The organism is Pseudomonas sp. LAP_36 (genome assembly GCF_019456785.1).
In the GTDB taxonomy this organism is placed as follows: Bacteria; Pseudomonadota; Gammaproteobacteria; order Pseudomonadales; family Pseudomonadaceae; genus Aquipseudomonas; species Aquipseudomonas tritici.
The window spans coordinates 375,646-401,067 of the sequence record NZ_JAHZMS010000006.1 but is presented as its reverse complement, the minus strand read 5'-3'; the positions used below and the strand labels follow the sequence as shown (position 1 = coordinate 401,067).

19 protein-coding genes and 2 tRNA genes are annotated in these 25,422 nt (G+C 60.5%); 12 read left to right on the top strand and 9 right to left on the bottom strand.

Annotation, left to right across the window (positions count from 1 at the left end; translation table 11 throughout):
• Positions 1-17 precede the first annotated feature (17 nt).
• Genes JBO08_RS20770 through pelG form a run of 7 tightly spaced genes read left to right on the top strand, consistent with a single transcriptional unit; the run spans position 18 to position 12,184 of the window.
• The gene (locus tag JBO08_RS20770; protein WP_220074896.1) at positions 18-2,831 is read left to right on the top strand and encodes a bifunctional glycoside hydrolase 114/ polysaccharide deacetylase family protein; all 2,814 of its coding nucleotides are present in this window, start codon (positions 18-20) and stop codon (positions 2,829-2,831) included.
• Positions 2,809-6,417 (top strand): tetratricopeptide repeat protein, encoded by a 3,609-nt coding sequence (locus JBO08_RS20765; protein WP_065875800.1) that lies wholly within the window; start codon positions 2,809-2,811, stop codon positions 6,415-6,417. The genes JBO08_RS20770 and JBO08_RS20765 overlap by 23 nt, the downstream gene beginning before the upstream one ends.
• A gap of 27 nt (positions 6,418-6,444) precedes the next feature.
• Complete coding sequence (locus tag JBO08_RS20760) at positions 6,445-6,963, top strand: penicillin-binding protein activator LpoB (protein ID WP_065875799.1); 519 nt, start codon at positions 6,445-6,447, stop codon at positions 6,961-6,963.
• A 5-nt stretch (positions 6,964-6,968) separates the two neighbouring features.
• Positions 6,969-8,336, top strand: coding sequence for a PelD GGDEF domain-containing protein (locus tag JBO08_RS20755; protein ID WP_065879782.1), 1,368 nt, complete (start codon positions 6,969-6,971; stop codon positions 8,334-8,336).
• Positions 8,314-9,306, top strand: a complete 993-nt coding sequence (locus tag JBO08_RS20750) for a transporter (protein WP_065875797.1) — start codon at positions 8,314-8,316, stop codon at positions 9,304-9,306. Before JBO08_RS20755 ends, JBO08_RS20750 begins: the two co-directional genes overlap by 23 nt.
• Complete coding sequence (gene pelF / locus JBO08_RS20745) at positions 9,299-10,813, top strand: GT4 family glycosyltransferase PelF (protein ID WP_065875796.1); 1,515 nt, start codon at positions 9,299-9,301, stop codon at positions 10,811-10,813. The genes JBO08_RS20750 and pelF overlap by 8 nt, the downstream gene beginning before the upstream one ends.
• The gene (gene pelG / locus JBO08_RS20740; protein ID WP_065875795.1) at positions 10,814-12,184 is read left to right on the top strand and encodes an exopolysaccharide Pel transporter PelG; all 1,371 of its coding nucleotides are present in this window, start codon (positions 10,814-10,816) and stop codon (positions 12,182-12,184) included.
• A 410-nt stretch (positions 12,185-12,594) separates the two neighbouring features.
• Here the strand turns inward: pelG and JBO08_RS20735 are convergent.
• Positions 12,595-12,670, bottom strand: a tRNA-Thr gene (locus JBO08_RS20735).
• Between the two features lie 197 nt (positions 12,671-12,867).
• Between JBO08_RS20735 and JBO08_RS20730 the strand changes: the two genes are divergently transcribed.
• Together JBO08_RS20730 and bcsQ are read left to right on the top strand one after the other, a co-directional pair.
• Positions 12,868-13,278 carry a hypothetical protein gene (locus tag JBO08_RS20730; protein ID WP_065875794.1) on the top strand — a complete coding sequence of 137 codons (411 nt, stop codon included), beginning with the start codon at positions 12,868-12,870 and terminating at the stop codon, positions 13,276-13,278.
• Positions 13,279-13,542: 264 nt separating this feature from the next.
• Entirely contained in the window at positions 13,543-14,478 is a 936-nt protein-coding gene (gene bcsQ / locus JBO08_RS20725; protein ID WP_065890255.1) for a cellulose biosynthesis protein BcsQ, read from the top strand.
• A 241-nt stretch (positions 14,479-14,719) separates the two neighbouring features.
• Here bcsQ and JBO08_RS20720 read toward each other — a convergent pair whose 3' ends face one another.
• From JBO08_RS20720 to JBO08_RS20700, 5 genes are all read right to left on the bottom strand, one after another.
• Positions 14,720-15,907 (bottom strand): methyltransferase, encoded by a 1,188-nt coding sequence (locus JBO08_RS20720; protein ID WP_065875792.1) that lies wholly within the window; start codon positions 15,905-15,907, stop codon positions 14,720-14,722.
• Positions 15,888-16,577 (bottom strand): ABC transporter permease, encoded by a 690-nt coding sequence (locus JBO08_RS20715; protein WP_065875791.1) that lies wholly within the window; start codon positions 16,575-16,577, stop codon positions 15,888-15,890. Before JBO08_RS20715 ends, JBO08_RS20720 begins: the two co-directional genes overlap by 20 nt.
• Positions 16,577-17,269, bottom strand: a complete 693-nt coding sequence (locus tag JBO08_RS20710) for an ABC transporter permease (RefSeq protein ID WP_065875790.1) — start codon at positions 17,267-17,269, stop codon at positions 16,577-16,579. Before JBO08_RS20710 ends, JBO08_RS20715 begins: the two co-directional genes overlap by 1 nt.
• 74 nt (positions 17,270-17,343) lie before the next feature.
• On the bottom strand, positions 17,344-18,096 hold the full coding sequence (locus JBO08_RS20705) for an ABC transporter substrate-binding protein (protein WP_003187758.1): 753 nt from the start codon (positions 18,094-18,096) through the stop codon (positions 17,344-17,346).
• 13 nt (positions 18,097-18,109) lie between these two features.
• Complete coding sequence (locus JBO08_RS20700) at positions 18,110-18,883, bottom strand: ABC transporter ATP-binding protein (protein ID WP_010213906.1); 774 nt, start codon at positions 18,881-18,883, stop codon at positions 18,110-18,112.
• 555 nt (positions 18,884-19,438) lie between these two features.
• Here JBO08_RS20700 and gabP point away from each other — a divergent pair.
• The gene (gene gabP, locus JBO08_RS20695; protein WP_065875789.1) at positions 19,439-20,830 is read left to right on the top strand and encodes a GABA permease; all 1,392 of its coding nucleotides are present in this window, start codon (positions 19,439-19,441) and stop codon (positions 20,828-20,830) included.
• Positions 20,831-20,938: 108 nt separating this feature from the next.
• Here gabP and JBO08_RS20690 read toward each other — a convergent pair whose 3' ends face one another.
• Both JBO08_RS20690 and JBO08_RS20685 read right to left on the bottom strand, forming a co-directional pair.
• Positions 20,939-21,352, bottom strand: a complete 414-nt coding sequence (locus JBO08_RS20690; protein ID WP_065875788.1) for a hypothetical protein — start codon at positions 21,350-21,352, stop codon at positions 20,939-20,941.
• Between the two features lie 12 nt (positions 21,353-21,364).
• Positions 21,365-22,309, bottom strand: coding sequence for an alpha/beta fold hydrolase (locus JBO08_RS20685; RefSeq protein WP_220074895.1), 945 nt, complete (start codon positions 22,307-22,309; stop codon positions 21,365-21,367).
• Between the two features lie 172 nt (positions 22,310-22,481).
• Between JBO08_RS20685 and JBO08_RS20680 the strand changes: the two genes are divergently transcribed.
• Positions 22,482-23,447, top strand: coding sequence for an arsenic resistance protein (locus JBO08_RS20680; RefSeq protein ID WP_220074894.1), 966 nt, complete (start codon positions 22,482-22,484; stop codon positions 23,445-23,447).
• A gap of 87 nt (positions 23,448-23,534) precedes the next feature.
• Positions 23,535-25,127, top strand: a complete 1,593-nt coding sequence (locus tag JBO08_RS20675; protein WP_186754393.1) for a glycosyltransferase family 39 protein — start codon at positions 23,535-23,537, stop codon at positions 25,125-25,127.
• 119 nt (positions 25,128-25,246) lie between these two features.
• Here JBO08_RS20675 and JBO08_RS20670 read toward each other — a convergent pair.
• Positions 25,247-25,322 (bottom strand) — tRNA-Phe (locus JBO08_RS20670).
• Positions 25,323-25,422: the final 100 nt, after the last annotated feature.

Sequence of the window (25,422 nt, the reverse complement as noted above, 5' to 3'; positions counted from 1 at the left end):
CATTTCAAGAGTGCATTATGGAAATCGTTTTTCGCAGGACGCGTGTCCGCGCAATAGCCGAGCGGCTGCTGGCCGCGTTTGCGTTGTTCGTTGGCGGGGCCCCTGTGCAGGCCGCTACTGTGCCGCAGCCGGCCAGCGTGGCCTTTTGGTATGCCGATCAGCCGCCCCTGGCGGAGTTGGCGCAGTTCGACTGGGCTGTGGTCGAGCCCGGCCACATGACGCCCGCCGACGTCAAAACCTTGCGCACGCTGGGCAGCGAACCCTTTGCTTATTTGTCCGTGGGCGAATTCGACGGTAATAAGGCGGAGCTCGACAAAGCCGGCTTGAGCAAAGCGGTTTCCCCGGTGCGTAACGATGCCTGGGACAGCCAGGTCATGGACCTCACTTCGCAAGCCTGGCGTGAGCACTTGTTTGCTCGCGCCAAAGCCTTGCAAGCCCAAGGTTATGGCGGTGTGTTTCTCGACACCCTCGACAGTTTCCAACTCTTGCCTCAAGCCCAGCGTGAAGCTCAGCGCGTGGGCCTGGCCAACCTGCTGCGTGAAATGCACAAGCGTCAGCCAACATTGAAGTTGTTCTTCAATCGCGGTTTCGAAGTATTGCCCGAGCTGGATGGCGTTGCCGCCGCCGTGGCAGTCGAGTCGATTCACGCGGGCTGGGACGCCTCCGCCAAGCGTTATCGCCCGGTCTCGGAGTCCGACCGCGAATGGCTTGAAACGCATTTGAAACCGCTGCGTGCCAAAGGCATCCCGCTGGTAGCGATCGATTACTTGCCGCCTGAGCGCCGTGAAGACGCGCGCAAGCTCGCAAAGCGCCTGCGCGAAGAAGGCTACATCCCGTATATCAGCACGCCTGACCTCAACACCCTGGGCATCAGCAGCATCGAGGTTCAGCCACGCCGTATCGCGCTGATCTTCGACCCGCGCGAAGGTGCGCTGGAAGATGCTGCCGGTCATAGCGACCTCGGCGGCTTGCTGGAGTACCTGGGCTATCGCGTCGATTATTTTCCGGCCGACAGCAAGCTTCCGCTGTACAGCTTCAGTGGCCTGTACGCCGGCGTTGTCACATGGATGACCAGCGGCCCGCCCCAGGACCCGGCTGCGTTTAATCGCTTCATCAATGCGCGCCTGGACGAACAGGTGCCTGTGGCGTTTTTCAGTGGTTTGCCGATTGAGGACAAGCTGCTGCTCAAGCGCCTTGGCCTCAAGCGTGATGCGCCGCCCGCCACGCAGGTGCTGACCGTTACTCACCAGGACAAAGCCCTGGTGGGCGCATTTGAAGCGCCGGTGGTGCCGCGCTCGCGTGACCTCGCCGCCGTTTCCGTGATGCCCAATGGCCCGACAGCGGCGCTGTCGTTGAAGGGGCCCGGCGGTGACGTGTTCACGCCGGTGGTGGTCGGCAAATGGGGTGGCTTGGCACTTGCGCCCTATCTGCTTGAAACCAACAACGAGCGCAGCCGCTGGATCCTCGATCCCTTTGCGTTTCTCCAGGCCAGCCTGCACCTGCCAAGCCAGCCGCGCCCGGACAGCACTACCGAAAATGGCCGGCGCATTGCGACCGTGCACATCGATGGCGATGGCTTCCCTTCCCGCGCCGAAGTGCGTGGCACGCCTTACGCGGGTCGCCACACGCTGGACGACTACATCAAGCCCAACCCGTTCCTGACGTCGGTGTCGATCATCGAAGCCGAGATTTCGCCGCGCGGCGCGTTCCCCTTCCTGGCCCGTGAGCTGGAGCCGATTGCACGCGAGATCTTTGCCAACCCTAAAGTTGAAGTGGCCACGCATACCTACAGCCACCCATTTTTCATGCAGCCGGATAAAGCCAAGAAACGCGAGAACTTCAATCCGGAATACGGCATGAACATGAAGGTGCCTGGCTACGACAAAATTGATTTTCGCCGCGAAATCTTTGGCTCGCGCGACTACATCAACCAGAACCTGACCACCCCGCAGAAGCCGGTGAAATTGGTGTTCTGGCCAGGTGATGCACTGCCATCGGCGAGCACCATCCAATTGGCGTATGACGCTGGCCTGAAAAACGTCAACGGTGCCGAAACCATCATGACCAAGGCCAATCCGTCGCTGACCGGCCTTAACCCGCTGCTGCGCCCGACCGCAGGCGGCTTGCAGTACTACGCGCCGATCATCAACGAGAACCTCTACACCAACTTGTGGAAGGGCCCGTATTACGGTTTCCGCGAGTTGATCGAGACCTTCCAGCTCACCGACAGCCCACGCCGTCTGCGTGGCCTGCACCTCTATTACCACTTCTATTCCAGCACCAAGCAGGCGTCGATCAAGGCCATGCACGAGATCTATGGCTACATGCGCGAGCAGCAGCCGATGTCGTTGTGGATGAGCGACTACCTCGACCGTCTGCACGGTTTGTATCAGGCGAGCCTGGCACGCACCGCGGATGGCGCCTGGCAGATTCGCGGGATGGACGCACTGCGTACCGTGCGCCTGGACGCGCAAATGGGCTGGCCGGACCTGTTGCAATCGCAGGGCATCGCCGGCGTGCGCGATTTGCCGCAAGGGCGCTACGTGGCCCTGAGCAGCGACAAGGCGTTGCTGGTGCTGCGCCCGGATCGAGACCCGAGACCGGCGCTGGAAGAAGCCAATTTGCCTCTGCTGGACTGGCGTTACCTGGATGAGCGCCGCGTGAGCTTTGCGTTCGCCGGCCAATTCGACCTGACCTTCTCCGTACGTTCGGCTACTGCCTGCCGCGTGGAAGTGGATGGTCAACGATTTGCGGGCAAGGCTTCCGCCGGCCTGTGGACTTTTCAATTACCTATGAAGCAGGTGAGTAATGGTCAGCTCCTCTGCAACTAAAAACAGCCGCCTGCTCAATCCTTGGGCATTGGCGGTGGTGGCGGTTGCCGTAGGTGGCCTGTTGTGGGCGACCTTCCAGCGTGAAGAAGTGTTCCAGCCTGACGGTCGCCAGCCGGATGCGGTCTCGGCCAACTATGCCGAGCTGCTGCTGACGGCGCACCCGGACGACGATCACCTGCGTCTGCAACTGGTCGATTTGTTGATTCGCCTCGGTGACTACACCAAAGCGCGCCAGCACCTGGAAGCGTGGCCCAAGCCACAGCCGGAAACCCAGGCTTATTACCGCCTGGAACTGGATGCCCTGGTCGCCGACAGCAGCAACGACCTGATCGCGCAACGGGCCCTGGCCGAGCGCCTGGGTAGCTTCGACTACCGCAAGTTGCCGATGCCGCAGTTGCAAAACCTGGCCAAGCGCGCGTTGACGTTGCAGGCGCCTGAGTTCGCGGCCAACGTGTATGAAGAAATCGCCGCGCGCGATCCGGCGCAACGTGCCGACTCGCTCAAAGCCGCCGCGCAGTGGTACATGGCCGCCGGCCAACCGCAGCATGCCGCGGACATCTACTTGCAACTGCGTCGCGACGCCCAGCTACCGGCCGAGCGCCGTGATTATGCGCAGTTGGCGTTCAACAGCTTGCTGTCGGCGGGCCACGACGAACAGGCCGCGCAGGTGCTGTCCGACGAATTGCCCCAGCTCACCCAGTCCTCGGCCGATGTGGCGTGGTTGGAGCAGGGCGTCGATGTGGCCGTGGCGACCAAGCGCTTTGACCTGGCGCAGCGCGTGCTCAAGCAGTGGCGCGAGGTGCAGCCGGACAACCCGAAAATTGCCCTGAAAGAATTCCACGTGCGCCTGGCCATCAACGACCTGGCCGGTGCGTGGGAAACCGGCCAGCAATTGACGGTCGACTACCCTGATGACCCCGTATTGCTCGAGCAAATGGCGCTCCTGGGCGAATGGCGCGGCGATAACGCAGCGGCCGTGGGTTATTGGATTCGCTTGCTCAAACTCAAGGAAGACCCGAAAACCCGCGAGCACGCTTGGCGCCTGGCGAGCCAACTGTTCGATTTCGACCGTTCGATCCCATTGCTCGCCGAAATCATGCAGCAGCGCGCGCTCACCGATATCGAGCTGGACGCCTTGGTCTACGGCCACGAATCGCGCGGCACGCCCGCCGAGGCCGAAGCCTGGTTGCGCACCTATCTGCGCAAATACCCAGGGCACCGCCTGGCGTGGACACGCTTGCTGCAAAACCTGGACAACACAGGGCAGTTCGCCGCGCGCAGCAAGGTCTACAACGACTACGCCAAACGTTTCACGCTGACCCCGGCCGAGCGAGTGGACTGGGTTGGCACCGAGATGAAGCTGTTTGACGAGCAGGCTGCATGGGACGTCGTGAAGTTGGATGACCCTTCGATCGAGGATCCTGAGTATTGGCACGCCCGCGCTAGCCTGGCGTGGGACCTGGAGCGTGATGAAGACCTGCGCGTTTCGTTGGAACGCCTGCTGGCGATCAACGGCAAGCTGGTCAGCGGCGACGAGAGCCAGCTCATCACCCTTTATCGCACCCGAGACCCACAGCGCGCCCTGGCCCTGATGGTCGCCAGTTGGAAACGCGCCCAAGACCCGCAACGCTTGGTCGAGGCCTTGCAGCTCGCCCAGGAATTGCAGGAGTGGGACCAAGTGGTCGCGTTGCTCGAAGACGCTAAACAGTACCCGGAGGCCTACGAGCAAGCCCAGGTCCTGGCCGTGCGGGGTGCATTGGCGATTGAGCAGGGCGACAGCGCCGAAGCCGAGCGTTTGTACCTGCTGGGCCTGTCACGTTATCCCAACGACAACCTGTTCCGCGAACGCATGATCTGGATGTATGTCGACCAGGGCAACACCGAGAAACTCAAGCCATTGCTGGCCAAATGGCGTGCCTATGCGCGTGAAGACCGTCTGCTCTGGCTGCCATTTGCCAGCGCCAGTCAGTTGTTGAATCGTGATACCGACGCCTTGGCCTGGTACCGCATGTACCTCAAGCTCACCCCGAACGACTGGCTGGTGCAGGCGGCGTACGCCGACGCACTGGACACCGCCGGCTACCAGGATGCGGCGCAGCGGCTGCGTTTGAAACTGCTGCGCAACCCCGAGGCTGAAGGGCTGCAACCTTCGTCCCAGCGCTACGCAATCTGGTTGCGGCTGATGTCCAGCAGCTACTCGCCACGCAAGGCGCAGCAGGAACTGTTGAAGTGGAAAGACGGTTCGCCGTCGATGAAGCAGATGTGGTTCGAGCGCTTGCTGGCACGGCTGGATGCGACCAATCAGGAGTCGCAGAAAGACCAATGGCTGGAATGGGCGCGTAGCCAAGGCCTCAAGGTCGACCGTTACGAGCAGATTCAGGAAGCGCTGCGCAGTCGCAACAAGGCCCAGGTTGAAACCCTGTTGGCCAGCAGCGACCTGAACCCGGCGCAACGTGCGCAGGCACTCAGCCGCCTGGGTCGCACCAACGAAGCGCTGGACGTCAGCTTGACCGCATTGGGTGACGACCAGCCGGAGTCGGTGCGCGAGCAACTGCGCCGTCAAGCCGTGGAGATCCACGAAAGCACCCCGCAAGGCGCGCTACTGTCCTACCAGAAGCAAGACTTCGGTGGCCTCTCGTTTGATGCGCCGCGCCTGGAAATCGCCCACAACCTGGGTGACAACTGGTACGCCGACCTCGAGATGGAGCACGGCAACTACAAGGGCGACGACATCATCTCATCGAGGATCGGTGACGAAAGCAACGCGGCCCTGACCTTGATTCGTTCGGTGGAAAACGGCAGCTGGAAGGTGTTCGCTGACACCAGCCAGCGCAAGGACGACGATCGCAACGGCCTGGGCCTGTCGCGCATGTGGCAGCTGGGTTCCAGCCACCAACTCGAGACCGGCCTGGACTGGCATCGCAAGAGTGACGACAGCGGCTTGATGCGCGCCTTCGGCCAGCAGGACCGAGCCTGGGTCGGTGGGCGTCATGGCCTGACCGCCCGGGACCAGTTGAGCTGGGAAGTGGCGCAGCGTTCGTTCTCTACCCGTGCCGGCGACTCGCTGGGTACCGGGCATGCGCTGAAGGTTGAGCTTAACCACACGCTGGAATTTGCCGGGCCTAACTGGACGGTGCGCGGCGGTGCGGATTATCAGAAGAACAGCGTGAAGGACCGGGAGCTTGACTACCTGTCGAGCCGCAACGGCGGCGCCGTCAAGGTGACGCCTCAGTCGATAGATACCGACACGGGTCTGCCTGATCCTCTCGATGTAGACCCGGTCACCGCCGACAACCTGCTGCAAAGCCGCTACGGCCAACTCTACGTCGGTACCACCTGGCGTCGCGGCATCCCTGGCGCGCTGGTGCGCACCAAGCCGCAATACACCTGGTTGGTGGACGTGACGGCAGGCTGGCAGTGGACAGACCAAACCTTCAACTACGGCATGAACACCGGCATCGGCTTTGAAGTGCTGGGTGACGACGAACTGGCCCTGACCGTCGGTTACCAATCTGCGCCACAAGGCGGGGATGGTAAATCCGGCGGAACACTGGGCATGAGCTACGGCGTGCGTTTCGGGCGCTGATTACAGAATCTCTACGGGAGAAAACCTATGCAAGTAATTCGTAAACTGAGCCTGGCGCTGACAGTCCTGTTCGTTGCCGGCTGCTCAAGCTTCACCAGTGAGACCAGCCCGAACCTGCCGCGCAATGCGCAGTGGGGCATCGTGCCGATGGTCAACTATTCGCAGACCCCGCAAGCCGGTGAGCGCAGCGAGCAGATCCTGCTCAGTGTGCTCAGCAGCCATGGTCTGCAACCACGGGTTTACCCGGTCACCACCCAGGGCGAACAAGCCTTGATGGACGACAACGAGCGTCTGGCCGGTGCCCTCGATTGGGCCCGTGAGCAGAAACTCGATTACGTGGTCGCGGGCAGCGTGGAAGAGTGGCAGTACAAGAACGGCCTGGACGGCGAACCGGCGGTGGGCATCAGCCTGCGCGTGCTGGAAGCCAGCAGCGGTCGTGTGCTGTGGAGCAAAAGTGGCGCCCGCGCCGGCTGGTCCCGTGAAAGCCTGGCGGGCAATGCTCAAACAGTCATCGACAAACTTGTTGGCGCCCTTCGGTTCGAGTGAACGCAATGAATTCTCCACACATGGATTACAGCCTGGCGCCTCGCGCCAGCGGGCCGGTGTCTTGGCTGGAAACGATACTGGTGACGGGCCTGGCGATCGGCCTCGGCTTCTGGCTCACGCCTGAAGACCCGTTGCAGATGCATGCCGGTTTCCCCTGGCCGATCCTGGCACCGCTGCTGTTAGGTGTACGTTATGGCTTCGTGCGCGGCTTGTTCAGCGCGGTTCTGGTGGTGGCGGCGCTGTTTGCGCTGCGCAGCAGCGGGCACGAAGGTTACACCCAGCTTGATCCGTCGTTTATCGTCGGCGTGCTGGTGTGCGGGATGCTCGTCGGTGAAGTGCGGGACCTGTGGGTGCGTCGCCTTGAGCGTCTGCAGATGGCCAACGAATACCGTCAGTACCGTCTCGACGAATTCACCCGCGCCCACCAGATTCTGCGGGTCTCCCATGACCTGCTCGAGCAGCGTGTGGCGGGCAGCGACCAGAGCCTGCGCAGTTCCTTGCTGGGCTTGCGGGAAAAGCTGCGCGGCATGCCGGTCGAAGGCGATGCACTGATCGCGCTGGCTGAGCCCATCGTAGCGATGCTCGGCCAGTACGGCGCCTTGCGCGTGGCTGGGTTGTACCGCGTCGACGACAGCGAAAAAAACATACTGCCTCAAGCCCTGGCGATGATCGGTGTGATGGGCCCGTTGGACGCGGGTGATGACCTGATCAAGCTGTGCCTTGAGCGCGGTGAACTGGTCAGCGTGCGCCAGGAATTGATTGATTCCGGCAACTCCTCGCAGTTTTCGTCGCTGCAAGCGTGCATCCCGCTGATCGACGCCGAAGGCAACCTGATGGCCATCCTGGCGGTTCGGCAGATGCCGTTCTTTGCGTTCCAGGACCGCACCTTGAGCCTGTTGTCGCTGCTGGCCGGCCACATCGCCGACCTGCTGCGTCGCGACCCGCAAGTGCTGCAACTGCCGGACGCCGACGCCCAGCAGTTCACGTTGCAACTCAAGCGCTCGCTGGTGGACATCGAGCAGCACACCTTGCCGGCCGGGTTGTTCGCGTTTGAGATGACGCGCCCCAACGACGAGCTGACGCGCCTGATGGAGCGCAGCCAGCGCGGCCTGGACCTGCACTTGCCGGTGCGCAACAACCGCGACCACGCGCTGCTGTTGGTGTTGTTGCCGTTGACCAGCCCGCAAGGCACCGAGGGCTACCTGGCCCGTATCAGTCTGCTGTTGCATGAGCACTTTGGTATCGACAGCGACTTCGAAAGCCTGGGCGTACGGGTGATGCCTTTCAACCTGGAGCCTGGCTGTGATCGCAACGGGCTGCGTAACTTCCTTTACAACGAGTGTGGCTTGAATGATCAGCAAGTGGCTGTTTAGCGGAGCCTTGTTGTTAGAGGCGGGCAGTTGGGCCAGTTTGTGGCTCGATGCGCCTCAATTGCACCAATTGCTGGTCTTCTCCTTCAGCCACGGGCTCGCCTGCCTGATGCTGTGCGCGGCCGTGTGGCTGTTGCTGCCGGCGCGCTACCGCAAGCCGTTGCCGTGGAGCCCGCTGTTCATCTTCAGCCTGGCGTTCTTTGTGCCGGTCATCGGCACCTTGGGTGTGGTGGCTGCGATCTTCCCGGCGCTGTACTTGCCGCGCAAACGCGACAAACAAGCCTGGCAGGCCGTTGGTATTCCAAGCTTGCCGTACCGCGCGCAGGCGCAATTGCACAAGCCGGTTTTCGCCGATGGCGGCTTACAGGATGTGCTGCGTCACGCGCCCGATCCGGACCAGCGTTTGTCGGCCTTGTTGGCCACGCGACGGATGCCCGGCAAGGAAGCGGTGCCCATTCTCAAGTTGGCGCTGGCAGACCCCAGCGACGACGTGCGCCTGCTCGCCTACTCGATGCTCGACAAGCAGGAAAGCGATATCAACCTGCATATCCAGATGGCCCTCGAGCAACTGGTGGATGTCAGTACGCGCACCGCAGGCCCGGTCCACAGCATGCTGGCGCGCTGGTACTGGGAACTGGCCTACCTCGGCCTGGCGCAAGGCAGCGTGCTGGAGCACGTACTCAACCAGGCCAGCGAGCATGCCGAGCAGGGCTTGGCGGCGGGCGAGGGCGGTGAGCTGTTCCTGCTGGCTGGCCGTATCGCCCTGGAGCGCGGCGAGAACGAGCGCGCCGAAGTCCTGCTGCGCCTGGCGGAAGAAAACGGCATGGGTTCGGCCCAGGTCTTGCCGTTTCGCGCAGAGCTGGCGTTCGAGGCCGGTCGTTATCACGAAATTCCCGGGTTGCTCGCCAGCCTTCCCGAGAAAACCCGCCAGCGGCCACCGTTCGCTGAGTTGGTGAGGAGCTGGAATGAGTAACAAGCAAGAGGCACCGATTGCAGACATCTGCCTGCTGCTCGAAGGCACCTGGCCTTACGTGCGCGGCGGCGTGTCGAGCTGGATTCACCAGATGATCCTCGGCCTGCCGGAGTTGACCTTTTCGGTGATGTTCATCGGCGGCCAGCGCTCAGCGTATGAGAAACGCCGTTACGAAGTGCCGGCCAACGTGCTGCACATCGAAGAGATGTTTCTCGAGGACGCGACCCATCCCACCCATCTGCGCGGCACACCGCGCGAAGCCGACCCGCAGCACCTGGCCGACCTGTATCGCTTTTTGCATCACCCGGATCAGCCTGAACGTGAGCTGGGTGAGAAGCTGCTCGATTGCATCGCCAACGGCGACATGACCCTCGACGACGTCCTGCGCAGCCGCGCCAGTTGGGAGACGCTCAGCGAAGGTTATCGCCTGCATTGCGCCGACCCGTCCTTCGTCAATTATTTCTGGACCCTGCGCTCGCTGCAGTCGCCTTTGCTGATGCTGGCCGAAGCCTCGCGCAAAATGCCGCGGGCGCGCATGCTGCATTCGATTTCCACCGGTTACGCCGGGCTTTTGGGCTGCATTCTCAAGCAACGCTGGAACTGCGCCTACTTGCTCAGCGAGCACGGCATTTACACCAAAGAACGCAAGATCGACCTGGCCCAGGCCTCGTGGATCGCCGAGACCTCCGGCCAGGCGCTGAACCGCAGCCTCGACGGCGGCTCGGGTTACATCCGTACGCTGTGGGTGCGCTACTTCGAGCGGATCGGCCAATTGGCCTACAACAGCGCCGACAACATCATCGCCTTGTATGACGGTAACCGTCAGCGCCAGATCAAGGACGGCGCCGAGCCTGCGCGCACGCAATTGATTGCCAACGGCATCGACCTGTCGCAGTGGAATCGTGTGCTTGAAACACGCGCGCCGGGCATTGCCCCGCGGGTGGGCCTGATCGGGCGTGTGGTGCCGATCAAGGACGTGAAAACCTTCCTGCGGGCCATGCGCGGTGTGATCAGTGCCATGCCTGAGGTTGAAGGCTGGATCGTCGGGCCGGAAGAGGAAGACCCGGAGTACGTCAGCGAATGCCGCAGCCTGATGGCCAGCTTGGGCCTGGAGGGCAAGGTGCACTTCCTCGGCTTCCAGCGCATCCAGGACATCCTGCCGCAGCTCGGCCTGATGGTGTTGACCTCGATCAGTGAGGCGCAACCCCTGGTGATCCTCGAAGCCTGGGCCGCCGGCACGCCGGTGGTCAGCAGCGACGTGGGCTCGTGCCGCGAACTGATCGAAGGCGGCAGCGCCGAAGACCGTGACCTTGGTATTGCGGGCAAGGTTGTCGCGATCGCCGACCCACAGGCCACCTCCGTCGCCATCCTGGAACTGCTGCGCAGCCCGGAACGCTGGCAAGCCGCACAGGCCAGCGGCCTGGCGCGGGTCAACCGTTATTACACCGAAGCCTTGATGTTGCAGCGCTACCGCGACCTGTACCAGGCAGCCATGGAGAACAGCTAAATGGCCGGTATTGGCTTTGAACTGCGCAAGATCCTCTCGCGCGACTCTTACACCGCCACCCTGCATGCCTACGTCTATGCCGGGCTGATCAGCTCCGGGCCGTGGGTGTTGTCGATCATCAGCGTGATGCTGGTGGGCATCATTAGCCTGGGCTTGATGTTGCCCAACTCGCTGGTCGGGCAGTTTCTGGTGACGGTGACGTACCTGATGGCCAGCTCGTTGATCCTGACGGGCGGCCTGCAACTGTTCTTTACCCGGTTTGTGTCCGACCAACTGTTCCAGCGCAACTACGAGCAAATCCTGCCCAACCTGCTGGGCATATTGCTGATGGTTACCGTGGGCGCTGGCGTACTCGGCATCATCCTGCTGGCGGTGCTGTTCGATCAGCCGCTGATCTACCGCGTGCTGGTGCTCTCGAACTTCGTGGTGCTGTGCAACCTGTGGCTGGTGATCATTTTCCTGTCGGGGATGAAAAAATATAACCGCATCCTGCTGGTGATGCTGGTGGGCTACTCGCTGATGGTTGCGAGCGCCTACCTGCTGAGCTTCCTGCAGATGCCAGGCTTGCTGCTGGCGCTGTTGATCGGGCACAGCACGTTGCTGTTCCTGTACCTCTACGACATCCTGCGCGAATACCGGGCTGAGAAGCTCATCGCCTTCGACTTCCTCGATCGCCGCAACGTGTTCCTCAGCCTGCTGGTGACCGGGTTCTTCTACAACTTCGGCATCTGGGTGGACAAGATCATGTTCTGGTTCAACCCGGCCACCTCCAACACCGTCATCGGCCCGCTGCGCGCCTCGATCCTCTACGACATGCCGATCTTCATCGCCTACCTCGCGATCATCCCCGGCATGGCCGTGTTCCTAGTGCGCATCGAAACCGACTTTGCCGAATGGTACGACCGCCTGTTCCGGGCCATCCGCGACGGCGAAACCCTGCAGCATATCGGCTCCCTGAAGACCGAAATGACCCTGTCCATCCGCCAGGGTCTGCTCGAAATCTGCAAAGTCCAAGGCCTCACCGTGGTGCTGCTGTTCCTCTTCGCACCACGCCTGCTGGACTGGCTGGGCATCTCCAGTTACTACCTGCCACTGTTCTACATCGACCTGATCGGCGTGAGCATCCAGGTCGTCTTCATGGCGCTGCTCAACGTGTTCTTCTACCTCGACAAACGCCGCGTGGTGTTGGAATTGTGCGTCCTGTTCGCCGTCCTAAACGCCGGCTTGACGCTGCTGAGCATGCACCTGGGGCCGAGCTTCTTCGGGTATGGGTTTACGCTGTCGCTGCTGGCGTGCGTACTGCTGGGGCTGGCGCGGTTGTCGACGGCGTTGGAGGATCTGGAGTACGAGACGTTTATGTTGTCGCGCTGATCGCGGTGGCTGGCGAATAAAAAAGGCACTTGTCGGTTAGCGGCAAGTGCCTTTTTTGTTGCTGACGGCGGGTTATTGCCCGGTGTTTCAAGGAGACTCCAGCACCTTCAGGACTGTTTTTACGTACGCTCTTAACATGATCCCTATCCCTGAATGACGGCAAAAGGATACTGCCGCGCTGAGTGTAGGTCAGTCGTAGTTTTTTGCTCGAGCGGGAGAATCAAGTCGCTGTTTGTTTGTAGAGCAGAAGCTTTTTATGCGTCTAACTTACGCCGCGAGGGGGAGGGAGGCTCATTTCGCGAGGACTTTGAGAAGCCGCGGCGCAAGCTCAAACGGGGCGAGGCAACTCGCAATAACACCAAAGTGTAGAAACAACAAAGGCCCGCATTTCTGCGAGCCTTCGTTTTGTTTGGTGCCGGCACCAGGAGTCGAACCCGGGACCTACTGATTACAAGTCAGTTGCTCTACCAACTGAGCTATACCGGCGTGTTAGGGCGACGATTATAGCGATTGCCAAGCTTCTGTAAACCCCTGAATTCTGACTATTTTTGCAGAAGCCAAGGTTTTCTCGCAATGATCCCTTTTTCCTCGCAACGAGGTAGGATTCATCCCTCGTCATCTAGCGGTCTACTCGGCCTTGATCGAGGCAGCCTCCGCACCATTTCTACCAAAGGAAGCCCTACATGAAACGGACTCTTTCACTGTCCCTCATCCTTCTCGTCACGGCCCTCAGCGCGTGTTCCACCCATAAGCCTGGCAACGATCCAGCTTTGGTCGGCACCTGGAAGGGTTTGCGCACGGAGACCAGCAAGTGCCAGTTCCTGTCGTGGACCAATAACCTCAAGCCGGACGGCCGTTTCACTATTACCTTCTTCCGTGATGCGCAGCAGACTCAGGTGATTCAGACCGAGCAGGGCACGTGGGCAGCGGCCAATGGCAAGAATGAATTGCGCACGGATGGCGTGCCTTCGCCGGATATCTACACGTATAAACTGGTGGACCCGGATACCGTGCATTACGTAAGTGTGGCGGCGGATCCTTCCAGTGATTGCCAGGGTGATTACGAGTTCACCGAGCGCCGCATTCGCCCTTAAGTCGATTGGTGTGCCAGAACCGGGCAGTCGGGTGCCCGGTTCGTTCATGTGTACAAATACTTTGGGGCCAATGCTGGCGTGGTCATTAATTTGACTACTTGCCGCCGGTCTAAAAATTCAGCGTTAACTTCATCAAAATAATGACACTTTGTTGTCGGTGTCAGAGAATGCGGTAGCAGAGCCGCCTATATAAAAAGACCTGCGGTAAGCCTTCTTCTTGCCGACCCTTCACGTCTTTAGGCAGCGTCGTGTGGGAGTTTGGTCATGAGCCTTACTGACGAGATTTTTGTGTTGCTCGGCAAACATGTCACTCGAGATGTGCGCGGGCTGAGCGCGCGGTTGCATTTCTTCGGCAGTGTTCCGGTCGACGATGGCGCCCCCTTTCCTTCTTCAGGCCCGAGCGCCAATGAACCACCTCAACAGGAAGATGTTGCCGTGGCACGGCCAACTGTAGTCGCGTTGGTATCGGCCAATGGAGGCGTGGGCCGCAGCACGCTGGTCACTGCCTTGAGCAGCGGCATGCAGCGGTTGGGTGAGTCGGTGGTGGCCTTGGACTTGGACCCGCAGAACGCATTGCGTCATCACTTCGGCGTCAGCGCGAGCTTGCCTGGCATCGGTCGCACCAGCTTGTTGAATACGCCCTGGGCTCAGATCCAGCAACCGGGCTTCGCCGGGTGCCGGGTCATCCCCTTTGGCGATATCGATGCCCAGCAGCAGGAAAACCTTCACGGTTGGCTCAAGCGCGAACCGGGTTGGCTGGCGCAGCAGTTGTCGGGGTTGCACCTGAGCGCGCGGCAAACGGTGATCATCGATACCCCCGCCGGTAATAATGTCTACTTTCATCAAGCCTTGAGCGTGGCCGATGTGGTGTTGGTGATTGCCAAGGCTGACGCCGCGTCCTTGGGCACCCTGGACCAACTCGATAGGCTGCTGGCGCCACATCTTGCGCGCGAGGGCCCGCCGCAGGTTCGCTATGTGCTTAACCAACTGGATGAGGACGATGCCTTCACCCTGGACATGCTTGAGGCGTTCAAGCAGCGCCTGGGTGGACAGCCGCCGTTGGAGGTGCACCGCGACAAGGCAATCAGTGAAGCGCTGGCGTTTGGTATCGACCCCTTGGACAGCCAGGCATTGACCTTGGCCGGAGACGATATCGACGAGCTTTGCCGGTTATTGATTGCGCGCAAAAAATCGCTATAAGTCGCGGTTTATACGCTTAACGCCAGATGCTTATGCACAATCGGTTGGTTGAGGGGGTCACGTAACAGCCATTTTGTGGAGCGGTTCTCATCCCGCCGCAACTGCCTGTTTTGCGGGTGTTTTATTTTGTGAACAAAAAATGATCAGCTTGGTTTTTGACCTGTAGCGCAGATTGCTACAGGCTCTGTAAAGAATCCATCAACAGAGTTATCCACAGGCTGTGGTGCGACAATTCTGCCCCTTAATCGCGCTCGGCAAGCACCATCAAGTTGCGCGGCGTCAATGCGGGTTCGCAGAAGCTGCCCACTTCGACCTTGTAGCCGGTTTCGCTTAGAAACAATGCCCGATCCAGTACCAGCCATAACTCCAGCGGGCGCCGAAATAGGCCACGCACCAATTCCAGGTTTCTGACCTCGGCCAAGCGGCTCCAGCCGTACGCCTCTAATGTCGCCCACTCCTGTTCACCTGTGGATAACCCTTTAAGGCGTGCCAGTTCCCGGCAGTAGTCGGCGAAAGGCTTGTCCAGCCAACTCGTGGGCAGTGAAGGCGCGGGCAGGTATTCGTCGCAGCCACGCAGCTCGCGTTGCAGTTGATCGAAACCCAGGCGCCGCGCCATGGATGTGTCGCGCTGCAAGCGCACCCGCTTGCCGGCGGTGACGGTTTCGCTCAGGGGCAGGCCAAGGTCATCGATCGACAGTTGCAAGGTTGAGGCGCGGCCTGCGTTGGACAGTGCCTGGTAGGTGTCGGCGGTGATGCGGTTATAGCAGCAGGGCGCCAGCGCGAGCTGTTGGCAACCGACCGCGTTGGCCAGTTTTAGCAGGCGCACGTGCAGGTCGCCACAGGCGTGCAGGGCGACGGGCGTGTGTTCACGGCTGAGCGCCACATCGGCCATCACATCTTGCAGGCGATGGATAACGGGCAGGCCATGGTGATCGCTCAACGCCTGGCCTGCGGCGATCAACGCCGGATCATATTCCAGGCAGGTCAGCGCTTGATCGGCTTGCAACAGGCGACGGCCAAGGTAGCCCTTGCCCGCACACCAGTCGAGCCAGTGCGTGGGTGTTTGCGCAAACTGCAGGGCAGCGCCGAACGCTTCGATTTGCTGCCATTTGCGGCCGGGGACGTCGACGTTCAGGCGATGGCGAGCGGGTGCCAGCGGCTGCGTTGGTAATTGATCCACAGCGCTGAGGTGTCGGGCTTGCGCGGCAAGTTGTGGAAACGGAGCAGGTGCCGCCAGATCATGCGGCTGGTTGTGACTGGTTTCCGCATCGGCCAACGAACGTTGACGCAGCCAGGCGGCGAGGTCAGGATGTTCGGTTTCCCAGGGTAGATGCCGATGCGTAAAGGGCCGTGGTTTCCACAGCCCTTGGTGCTCGATCAGAAACGCATCCAGCGCCTGGAAGCGTGCCTCAACGTCCCTGGCATTCATCGACGCGCAGCCAGCGTTCCAGCAGTTTGAAGCCGCGTACCAGCAGATACGACATCAGCAGGTAGAACACGCCGGCGGTGAAGAACATATCCACCGTCAGATAGTTGCGCGCGATGATCGTCCTGGCCATGCCGGTCAGCTCCAGCAGTGTCACCGTGCTCGCCAGCGAACTGGCCTTGAGCATCAGGATCACTTCGTTGCTGTAGGCGGGCAGGCCGATGCGCGCGGCACGGGGCAGGATGATGTAGAACAACGTCTTGGGCCTGGACATGCCCAGTGCCCGGGCCGCTTCGATTTCACCCGGTGGAATCGCCTGGATCGCGCCGCGCAGGATCTCGGCGATGTAGGCGGCGGTGTGCAGGGTCATGGTGGCCGTGGCGCACCAGAACGGATCACGCAAATACGGCCACATGAAGCTGGTTTTCACCGCATCGAATTGAGCCAGGCCGTAGTACACCAGGAACAATTGCACCAGCAGCGGTGTGCCACGGAAAAAGAAGATGTAGGCGTAGGGCAGCGAGCGCACATACCAACGCTTGGACGCCCGGGCGACGCCTAGGGGAATCGCGAGTAGCAACCCGAGAATCACGGCAATGCCCACCAGCTCCAGGGTCAGGATGGCGCCCTGGATAAATTTCGGCAGCCACTTGAGGATGACTTCCCATTCCATTACGTCGTCCTCACGAAGCCGCGCGCGGCGCGTTGTTCCAGCAAGTGCATGCCGATCATCGACAGCGAAGTAAGGCCCAGATAGATGAAGGCCGCCACCAGATAAAAGGTGAAGGGCTGCCGGGTGACGGTGACCGCGATCTGCGCGTGACGCATGATTTCTTCAAGGCCGATGACGGTGACCAGCGCGGTATCCTTCATCAGGATCATGAACAGGTTGCCCAGGCCCGGTAGGGCGATGCGCCACATCTGCGGCATGATCAGGCGCGTGAAGATGCGGGTTTTCGACAGCCCCAGCGCCAAACCGGCTTCGCGGTGGCCCTTGGGGATGGCGATGATTGCGCCGCGCAGGACTTCCGTGGCGTAGGCGCCATAGCACAAGCCCAAGGCGATGACCCCGGCGGCGAAGGCACTGAGTGACAGGTCGGGAATGCCGAACACCTCGCCCAGTTCACGCATCAGATTGATCGTGCCGAAGTAAATGAGCAGCACCCACAACAGTTCCGGCACGCCGCGCACGATGGTCGAATACGCGCCACCCACCCATTGCAGCGGCTTGTACGGTGAAGTCTTGGCCAAGGCCCCGGCAAGGCCGAGCACCAGCCCCAGGCACAAAGCCGTGAGCGCCAGTTTGACGGTCATCAGCGCGCCAGCGGCAAGCGCCGGGCCGAATCCGTAGAGATCGAAATTCATGGTGTTTTCATATCGCGGCAGGCATTGCAAAAAGCCGACGCGCTCACATGAGCGCGTCGGGCATACCGTTCAGATCATTCGATGCTGAAAGGGAAGTACTTGTCGTTGATCTTCTTGTAGGTGCCGTCTGCCTTGATCTCCGCCAGGGCTTTGTTCAGGCGTTCGCGCAGCGGGTCGCCTTTACGTACGGCGATACCGATCTTGTCGCTTTCTACCACCGGGTCGCCTTTGAACTCGTAGGCGGAACCGTCTTTGCTCTTGAGCCATTCGTACTGCACGTACTTGTCGGCCAGGATGCCGTCCAGGCGACCGGACGTCAGGTCGAGGTAGGCGTTTTCCTGGGTGTCGTAGAGCTTGGCTTCGGTATCAGGCAGCTTGTCTTCCAGGTAAGTACCGGCCAACGTCGCGCGTTGTGCACCGATGACTTTTCCTTTCAGGTAAGCGGCGTCGGTCTTGAAGTCGGCGGTGGCTTTAGGTGCGATGAACTGCAGTTTGTTGGAGTAGTACGGGTCGGTGAAGTCGACGGCCTGCTTGCGTTCATCGGTGATGGACAGCGAGGACACCAGGAAGTCGAACTTCTTGGCGTTCAGGGCCGGGATGATGCCGTCCCAGTCGGACACATACACTTCGCACTTCTCGACTTTCATCTTGGCGCACAGGGCGTCACCGATGTCTTTGTCGAAGCCGACGACGTTGCCGCTGGCGTCCTTGTTGTTGAACGGCGGATAGGCCGCTTCGATCCCCATTTTCAAGGTTTCTGCCATGGCCGTGGCGCTGAACGCCATCGAGACGGCCGCGGCCAGAAGGAATTTTTTATAGTTCTGCATGCATGTTGCTCCGTTAGCGGTTGCTGGACATGAATTGTTTGCAGCGCGCCGAAAGCGGGTTTTCAAACACCTGCTGTGGCGATCCTTGCTCTTCGACCAGGCCCTGGTGGAGGAACACCACTTCACTGGACACTTGGCGGGCGAAGCCCATTTCATGGGTGACCAACAGCATGGTGCGGCCTTCTTCGGCCAGCGCGCGGATCACATTAAGTACTTCCTGAACCATTTCCGGGTCAAGCGCCGAAGTGGGCTCGTCGAACAGGATGACCTTGGGTTGCATCGCCAGGGTGCGCGCGATGGCCGCCCGTTGTTGCTGGCCGCCGGACAGTTGCGCGGGGTAGGCGTGGCGCTTGTCGGCAATCCCGACCTTGGCCAGCAGGGCTTCAGCCACTTCAATGGCTTCGGCTTTACTTTGGCCGAGCACACGGCGGGGGGCCTCGATGATGTTGTCGAGGATGCTCATGTGCGGCCACAGGTTAAAGTTTTGAAACACAAAACCGATTTCGCTGCGCAGGCGGTTGATCTGCTTGCCGTCGGCGGCCATCAGCTCGCCGTTTTTCGCGGCCTTGAGCTTGAGTTCTTCGCCGGCCACCAGGATCTGGCCCTGGTGCGGGTTTTCCAGCAGGTTGATGCAGCGCAGGAAGGTGGACTTGCCGGAACCGGAGGAACCCAGGATCGAGATCACATCGCCGTCGCGAGCGGTCAGCGAAATACCTTTAAGTACCTCCAGCTCACCATAGCGTTTATGCAAGTTGCGGATTTCAAGCGCGGGCGTGGCCTCGGCCATGTGCGGTCCTCGTTGTGTTCGTTGCGATCTTCGCTGTTGGTCCGCCTTCCTGGCGAGGCGCCAAGCTAGCATAGCGTCTTGATGGCAGCCAACAGCGCGGCCGGCGGTAAACAGGTGGTGTGCGGCAGGGTGTCGCATCGGCACAGCAGCGTGTCGCGCCATCAACAACCGAACAACCGTTTGAACCCGAAAAGCCGCAGGCTTCGCGTAAAAAAGGGCGCGATGGTGCCAGCTTTAGCCGGGGGTTGGAAGGGTTAACCGGGCAAACGGTGCTTATCAGCCCTTTTGTAGGGCGTCACGTACTTTTTGTGTGTGTTTATGGTGCGTTTATTCGTCTTGAAAGTGAGTCGCACGGTAACGGTATAGCGGAATGCCATTGTTCTCAATGACTTGCGATGACTGCTCAATCTTCCTACAACCCGCGTCAATCGCGACGCCGTAACATTTTGGCGCAAATCTTGCGTAAAAAATAAAGAACGCCCTGTTGGTTTCTTTTCACGAGAAAGATCGCAGGCCGGGCGGACCGTTTTCGCAATTCCTCGTAAAGGTGTGTCAATGAGTAGTACGCAAAGCTCCAATGACCTCGAACAGGGGCTCAAACCGCGTCACGTCACCATGCTGTCGATTGCCGGCGTCATCGGTGCCGGTTTGTTTGTTGGCTCCGGCCACGCGATTGCTGCCGCTGGCCCGGCCGTACTGTTGGCTTACGCCGCTGCGGGTACGCTGGTGGTGTTGGTGATGCGCATGCTGGCCGAAATGGCCGTCGCGTCGCCGGACACCGGTTCGTTCTCCACCTATGCCGACCGGGCGATCGGCCACTGGGCCGGTTTTACCATCGGCTGGCTCTATTGGTGGTTCTGGGTGCTAGTGATTCCGTTGGAGGCCAACGCCGCCGCGACCATCCTGCATGCCTGGTTCCCGGATGTGGCCATCTGGGCCTTTACGCTGATCATCACCTTGTTGCTGACCGCGACCAACCTGTTCAGCGTGAAGAACTACGGCGAGTTCGAGTTCTGGTTTGCGCTGATCAAGGTCGTGGCGATTGTGGGCTTCGTGATCCTCGGTCTTGCGGCGATTTTCGGTTTCCTGCCAACCAGCCAGGTCAGCGGCGTTTCGCACTTGTTCGACACCCAAGGCTTCATGCCGAACGGCATGGGCGCGGTATTGGCGGCGATCCTGACCACCATGTTCTCCTTCATGGGCACCGAGATCGTCACCATCGCGGCGGCGGAATCGAAGAACCCAGGCCAGCAAATCACCAAAGCCACCAACTCGGTGATCTGGCGGATTGGTCTGTTCTACCTGCTGTCGATCTTCATCGTAGTGTCCCTGGTGCCATGGAACGATCCGACCCTGGCAGCGGTGGGTTCGTATCAGACCGTACTGGAACGCATGGGCATCCCGAATGCCAAGCTGATTGTCGACCTGGTGGTACTGGTCGCCGTGACCAGCTGCCTGAACTCGGCGCTGTACACCGCATCGCGCATGCTGTTCTCCCTGGGCCGTCGCGGTGATGCACCGGCCGTGGCCAAGCGCACCAACAAGAGTGGCACGCCTTACTGGGCTGTTCTGCTGTCTACTGGCGCAGCGTTCCTGGCAGTGTTCGCCAACTACGTGGCCCCGGCGGCAGTGTTCGAATTCCTGCTCGCCAGCTCGGGCGCCATTGCATTGCTGGTCTATCTGGTGATCGCGGTGTCGCAACTGCGCATGCGCCAGAAACGCGCGGCGGCGGGTGAGAAGATCGTCTTCAAGATGTGGCTGTTCCCGGGCCTGACCTACGCGGTGATGGTGTTCATCGTGGGCACGCTGACCATCATGCTGTTCCAGGAAGCGCATCGGGTCGAGATTATCGCGACTGGGGTGCTGAGCTTGCTGGTGGTGCTGGCGGGATTGTTTGTATCCAGCCGGCGCAAGGCGCAGAGAGCGGGTGCTGCGGTGCTGAACTAAACATTGTGGGAGCCGGGCTTGCCCGCGATGACGGACTGATAGTCGATATCTTCGTCGGCTGACACACCGCCATCGCGGGCAAGCCCGGCTCCCACATTTTGTCCGGTGTCAGTCTTGCGAGCTGGTCAGCACCTGGGATGCCGCCACGTAATCCGCCTGGAACTCTGGCGACTCAATCCACGCCAGTGCTGCTGCTTCATCATCAGTGTCCGTGGCCCACTGCCGATACTCGATCAGCGCCGCCAGGATAAAGTCGGTGGCTTCTTCTTCGCCTTCCTGCTCAAGCACCAGCGCCAGCAACGGGTGGGCCAGGAACACGGCGCAGAGGGCTTGCTGGCTGGTTTCGCCTGCAGCGCGCATTTCTACGAACAGCTCGGTCAAATCCACTGACTCAAGGTCAATGCGGCTGTCATCACCGGCAAACGCATCCGGCTTGGTCGCGACAGCGCGCTGGGTACGGTTTTGCTTGGCCTTGGCCTTTGCCCGTTGGGCACGTTTTTGCTGCTTGTCTGGCGAGGCCATGGGCTTAGCGTCCTAGGGTTCTGAAACTGGGGGAGTATTGAAGCGCAGGTTGGGGGAAATCCCAAGGGGGTCCGCAGCTAATTGGCCGTTTTGCAGCCACACCAATGCAATCGGCCACAGCCTCTCCTGATGCTCGCTGCGAAAAAATGCGAAATGTCCGACTGCCTTTTCGCCAATATCTGCAGGCGCGATCCGCAGATGAGTGCGCTCACTGCTGTCGAAGTAACCCAGTAGTCGCTCGATGGCTGCGACGGTCCCGAATGGATCATCGGTGATGCTGATGGCCAGTATCTGCGCCTTCACGCGACTGAATGGCAACTCACCCAAGGTTCGCCCGCTGGGTCGCGTTTCAAACCTGGGCGTTAGCGTGCTCCAGTCCCGCACCACGCCCGCTGGCGTGTCCTCCAGCCAGCCCAAGCGTTTGCCGGGGAAGTACCCGCATAGCGCCGTCGCCAGCGGCATCACTACATGCCATTTGGCAAACATCCGCCAACGCTCATTTGCTGCGTAATCGCGCCAGTACGCAAACTGCGCCCCTACGGTCACGACCCGCCGGATGATCGCGCCCGACGCCCCGAGCCCGGCTGCACAGCCACCGAAGCTGTGGCCGACGACATCAATCGGCTGCCCTGGAAATTCCCGTTGCGCTCGCTGCAGCATCGCCTCGAAATCCAGCACGCCCCAATCCGACCATGAGGCTTTGAAGCCACGCAGTGACCCGCTGCGGGATTCGCCGATGCCACGGTAGTCGTAGGTGATGACGTCAAGGCCGTTGATGAACAGGTAGTCGGCGAAGCGGGCGTAGTGGCGGCAGCGTACGGAGGTGGCGGCGTTGATGACGACGACGGGGCGTTCGAGGGCGGTGCGCAGGTGGCGCCAGGTGAAGCCGCCGATGGGGTAGCCGTCAGCGGCGGGCTCACGGAACGCTTCGGGGGCGGGACGGGTTGGCAGGTGCATAGGGCGACTCTTTCCTTGCGCTTTTCTATGAGGGCTTGGTAGCTCACGCGCTTTTTATAAAGAATTGAAACTAACAAATTTCGCTCCCCTGGGCGCGGAGACTGTCACGATGCTCGACGTGATCCGTTTGGGTGCATAGGCTGACGAACTTTCGATCGATCTGAGTCAGGCCATGACCCGCGACACCCTCGAACACAACCAGATCCCGGTCTACTTTGTAGCTGTGCTGCTGGCCGCCGCTTTTGGCCTGCTCGCACCCTCACTTGCCCACGGCCTCAGCGCGCTGGTCACGCCCGCCATTGCGGTGCTGATGTACGCGATGTTCCTCCAAATTCCTTTTTTGGATCTGCGCCAGAGCTTGAGTAACAAGCGTTTCCTGTCGGCACTACTGCTCGCCAACTTCATCCTGGTGCCCCTGCTGGTGTGGGCATTGACCCAGAGTCTGGTCGGGCGTCCGGCATTGCTGATAGGGGCGTTGCTGGTGTTGCTGACCCCGTGCATCGACTACGTGGTGGTGTTTACCCATATCGGCAAGGGCGATTCGCGGTTGATGCTGGCGGCTACGCCGGTGCTGTTGCTGCTGCAATTGGTGCTGTTACCGATCTATCTGAGTGTGATGCTCGGCGCCCAATCCGAGGTGGTGGTGGAGGCAAGGCCGTTTTTCGAGGCGTTTCTCTTGTTGATCGTGGTGCCGATGATTCTGGCGGTGGTGACGACTTCCCTGGCACGGCGATCGTCGGTCGTCAGTGTTTGGAACAGTGGCTGGGCGTGGTTGCCGGTGCCGGCGATGGCGGTGGTGTTGTTTGTGGTGATCGGCTCGCAAATCACATCGGTGGTACGGGATATCAACCTGTTGCTGCCGGTGATCCCGGTGTATGTCGGTTTTCTGGTGCTGGCGCCGCTGATGGGCGTGTTGGCCTCGCGGTTGTTTGCACTCCCGGCGGCGACGGCCAGGGCGGTGACATTCAGCGCGTCGACACGCAACTCGCTGGTGGTATTGCCTCTGGCGCTGGCCTTGCCCGAGGATGTGCGCGGGTTGGCGGCGACGGCGGTGATCCTGCAAACCCTGATCGAGCTGGTGGGCGAGTTGATTTACGTTCGGTTGATCCCTAAGTGGGTGTGGCCCGCAGGTCGGTAAGCGCGGGAATGTTCAGGTCTGTTCAGGCGTTATTCAGCAGGGCAGTCGGCACCATAAGTCGGCGCCCCTTACCTGACAGGTCAACCGATGGATCACCGCAACCGTTTTCGCCTGGAATCCCTGGGCATTTTCCTGTTTGCCCTGTTGCTGTTCACCTTGGGTATATGGGATCAGCAACCCCAAGGGTTTGACGGACGCTGGGCGCTGTTCCTACAAGAAATGTTTCGCCATGGTGCGAGCCTTTTCCCGACTACCTATGGTCAGCCCTACGCGGATTACCCCGGCACCGCGACCTTTTTCAGCTTCGTGTTCGCACGGCTATTTGGTGCGCCCAACCATCTGGCGAATGTGCTGCCCACCGCCCTGGCGTCCGCTGGGGTGGTTGCCTTGATCTATCGCTTGCTCGTCCCGGCGAATCGCCAGTGGGCGCTGCTCACCGTGCTGCTGACGTTGCTCACCACCCAACTGCTCGAAAAATCCCGCTCGGTCTGCCTGGACCAGATGGTAGCGTTGCTCTGTGTAGGCAGTTTTTACCTGCTGCACAGTGGTGGACGCTGGAGGCGGCTGGCGGTGTTTGCGTTGTTCATTCTGGGCTTTGCCATACGCGGGCCACTGGGGTTGATCGAAGTCTGTGGCGTGGTGTGCGTGTATTGGGCGCTGGGCAAGCCTGGCGAGCGCGTGAAGCAAGTGCTCATTCATGGCCTCGTCGGCCTGGTGTTGTTGGCAGCCTGTTGGTGGCTGTTGGTGAAACTGGCGCGCCTCAGCGGTGGTGACGCATTTGCCGATGAAGTGTTCAAGATGCAGGTGGGCGGACGCCTCGATGAAACCGGTGAGCCGTTCTATTTTTACTTCCAGCTGAGCTTGTATCGCTACTTCCCGGTGGTGCCGTTGGCGCTGGCCACCATGATTGCGCTGCGTCATCGCTGGGCCGAGCGGTTCGAGGGCGATATGCAATTGGTGGTGCGGCTCGGTGCCTGCGGCATGATGATCTTGCTCGGGCTGTCGGTGCCGCACTTCAAGCGCGCTTACTACATCCTGCCCATGGTGCCGATGTTTGCGGCTGTCGCGGCCTATGGGCTGCTTCAGTCGCAAGGTTGGCTCGCTGGCGTGCGCCGATGTTACGAAGGGCTTGTCGCGGCGCTACCGGCGTTGTGCGTGGTGGCAGTGTTTGTCTGTCGGCATGGCTGGCAGAAGCATGGTGACTGGCCAGATGTTTCACTGCCGCTGCTGATCAGCGCGTTGGCGCTGCTACAGGTGGCGACGTTGATCGCCTGGCGGCGGGTGGGGCGGTTGGTGTGGCTCAGCCTGATCGCTTTGTTGGCGCAATGGTTGTTGTTGGTGATGGTGGTAGAACCGGCCAAGGACCTGCAGTTCGATACGCGGCAGTTTGTCGGCCAGGTGGAAGCACTGCGCGTTACGCAGCCGGGGCCTTTGGTGTTTATCAACCTTGGCCGGGATACCTGGGCAGTGCGCTACATGATGAACCTGGATCACGATGAGCGGCCGGTGTTTGTGGGGGCTCATGAGCTTGACCGATTAGGTACTTTGCCACGGCCGGCGTGGGTGATTGTGGCGCGCAAGGAAGTGGCGTTGCTGCAAGGGACATCCCTGGAGGACGTCGCTCCAAGTTTTGAAGGGCGGTTGAACGATAATCCGCTGATGGTGTTTTTGCTGAAGTGAGCGAAGTGCCAGATCAAAATCGCCACTGGGTTAAGTCAAATTCCAGGCAACAAAAAACCCGCACTAGGCGGGTTTCTTGTGTGTTTCAGATGACGTTAGCACCACCTGAAACTAATTAGTGGTGCCCAGAGACGGAATCGAACCGCCGACACGGGGATTTTCAATCCCCTGCTCTACCGACTGAGCTATCTGGGCAACGGGGCGCATTAAACGGGTTTTTCAGGGGGTCGTCAAGCAAGTTTTCAAAAAATATTTAATTATTACCGTCGCTTACGTGCCGACCCCGGTTTTTGAT

Bases quoted from the DNA above. Each gene is read 5' to 3' on its own strand.
- JBO08_RS20770 (WP_220074896.1), top strand. From the start codon at position 18: ATGGAAATCGTTTTTCGCAGGACGCGTGTCCGCGCAATAGCCGAGCGG.
- JBO08_RS20765 (WP_065875800.1), top strand. From the start codon at position 2,809: ATGGTCAGCTCCTCTGCAACTAAAAACAGCCGCCTGCTCAATCCTTGG.
- JBO08_RS20760 (WP_065875799.1), top strand. From the start codon at position 6,445: ATGCAAGTAATTCGTAAACTGAGCCTGGCGCTGACAGTCCTGTTCGTT.
- JBO08_RS20755 (WP_065879782.1), top strand. From the start codon at position 6,969: ATGAATTCTCCACACATGGATTACAGCCTGGCGCCTCGCGCCAGCGGG.
- JBO08_RS20750 (WP_065875797.1), top strand. From the start codon at position 8,314: ATGATCAGCAAGTGGCTGTTTAGCGGAGCCTTGTTGTTAGAGGCGGGC.
- pelF (WP_065875796.1), top strand. From the start codon at position 9,299: ATGAGTAACAAGCAAGAGGCACCGATTGCAGACATCTGCCTGCTGCTC.
- pelG (WP_065875795.1), top strand. From the start codon at position 10,814: ATGGCCGGTATTGGCTTTGAACTGCGCAAGATCCTCTCGCGCGACTCT.
- JBO08_RS20730 (WP_065875794.1), top strand. From the start codon at position 12,868: ATGAAACGGACTCTTTCACTGTCCCTCATCCTTCTCGTCACGGCCCTC.
- bcsQ (WP_065890255.1), top strand. From the start codon at position 13,543: ATGAGCCTTACTGACGAGATTTTTGTGTTGCTCGGCAAACATGTCACT.
- JBO08_RS20720 (WP_065875792.1), bottom strand. From the start codon at position 15,907: ATGAATGCCAGGGACGTTGAGGCACGCTTCCAGGCGCTGGATGCGTTT.
- JBO08_RS20715 (WP_065875791.1), bottom strand. From the start codon at position 16,577: ATGGAATGGGAAGTCATCCTCAAGTGGCTGCCGAAATTTATCCAGGGC.
- JBO08_RS20710 (WP_065875790.1), bottom strand. From the start codon at position 17,269: ATGAATTTCGATCTCTACGGATTCGGCCCGGCGCTTGCCGCTGGCGCG.
- JBO08_RS20705 (WP_003187758.1), bottom strand. From the start codon at position 18,096: ATGCAGAACTATAAAAAATTCCTTCTGGCCGCGGCCGTCTCGATGGCG.
- JBO08_RS20700 (WP_010213906.1), bottom strand. From the start codon at position 18,883: ATGGCCGAGGCCACGCCCGCGCTTGAAATCCGCAACTTGCATAAACGC.
- gabP (WP_065875789.1), top strand. From the start codon at position 19,439: ATGAGTAGTACGCAAAGCTCCAATGACCTCGAACAGGGGCTCAAACCG.
- JBO08_RS20690 (WP_065875788.1), bottom strand. From the start codon at position 21,352: ATGGCCTCGCCAGACAAGCAGCAAAAACGTGCCCAACGGGCAAAGGCC.
- JBO08_RS20685 (WP_220074895.1), bottom strand. From the start codon at position 22,309: ATGCACCTGCCAACCCGTCCCGCCCCCGAAGCGTTCCGTGAGCCCGCC.
- JBO08_RS20680 (WP_220074894.1), top strand. From the start codon at position 22,482: ATGACCCGCGACACCCTCGAACACAACCAGATCCCGGTCTACTTTGTA.
- JBO08_RS20675 (WP_186754393.1), top strand. From the start codon at position 23,535: ATGGATCACCGCAACCGTTTTCGCCTGGAATCCCTGGGCATTTTCCTG.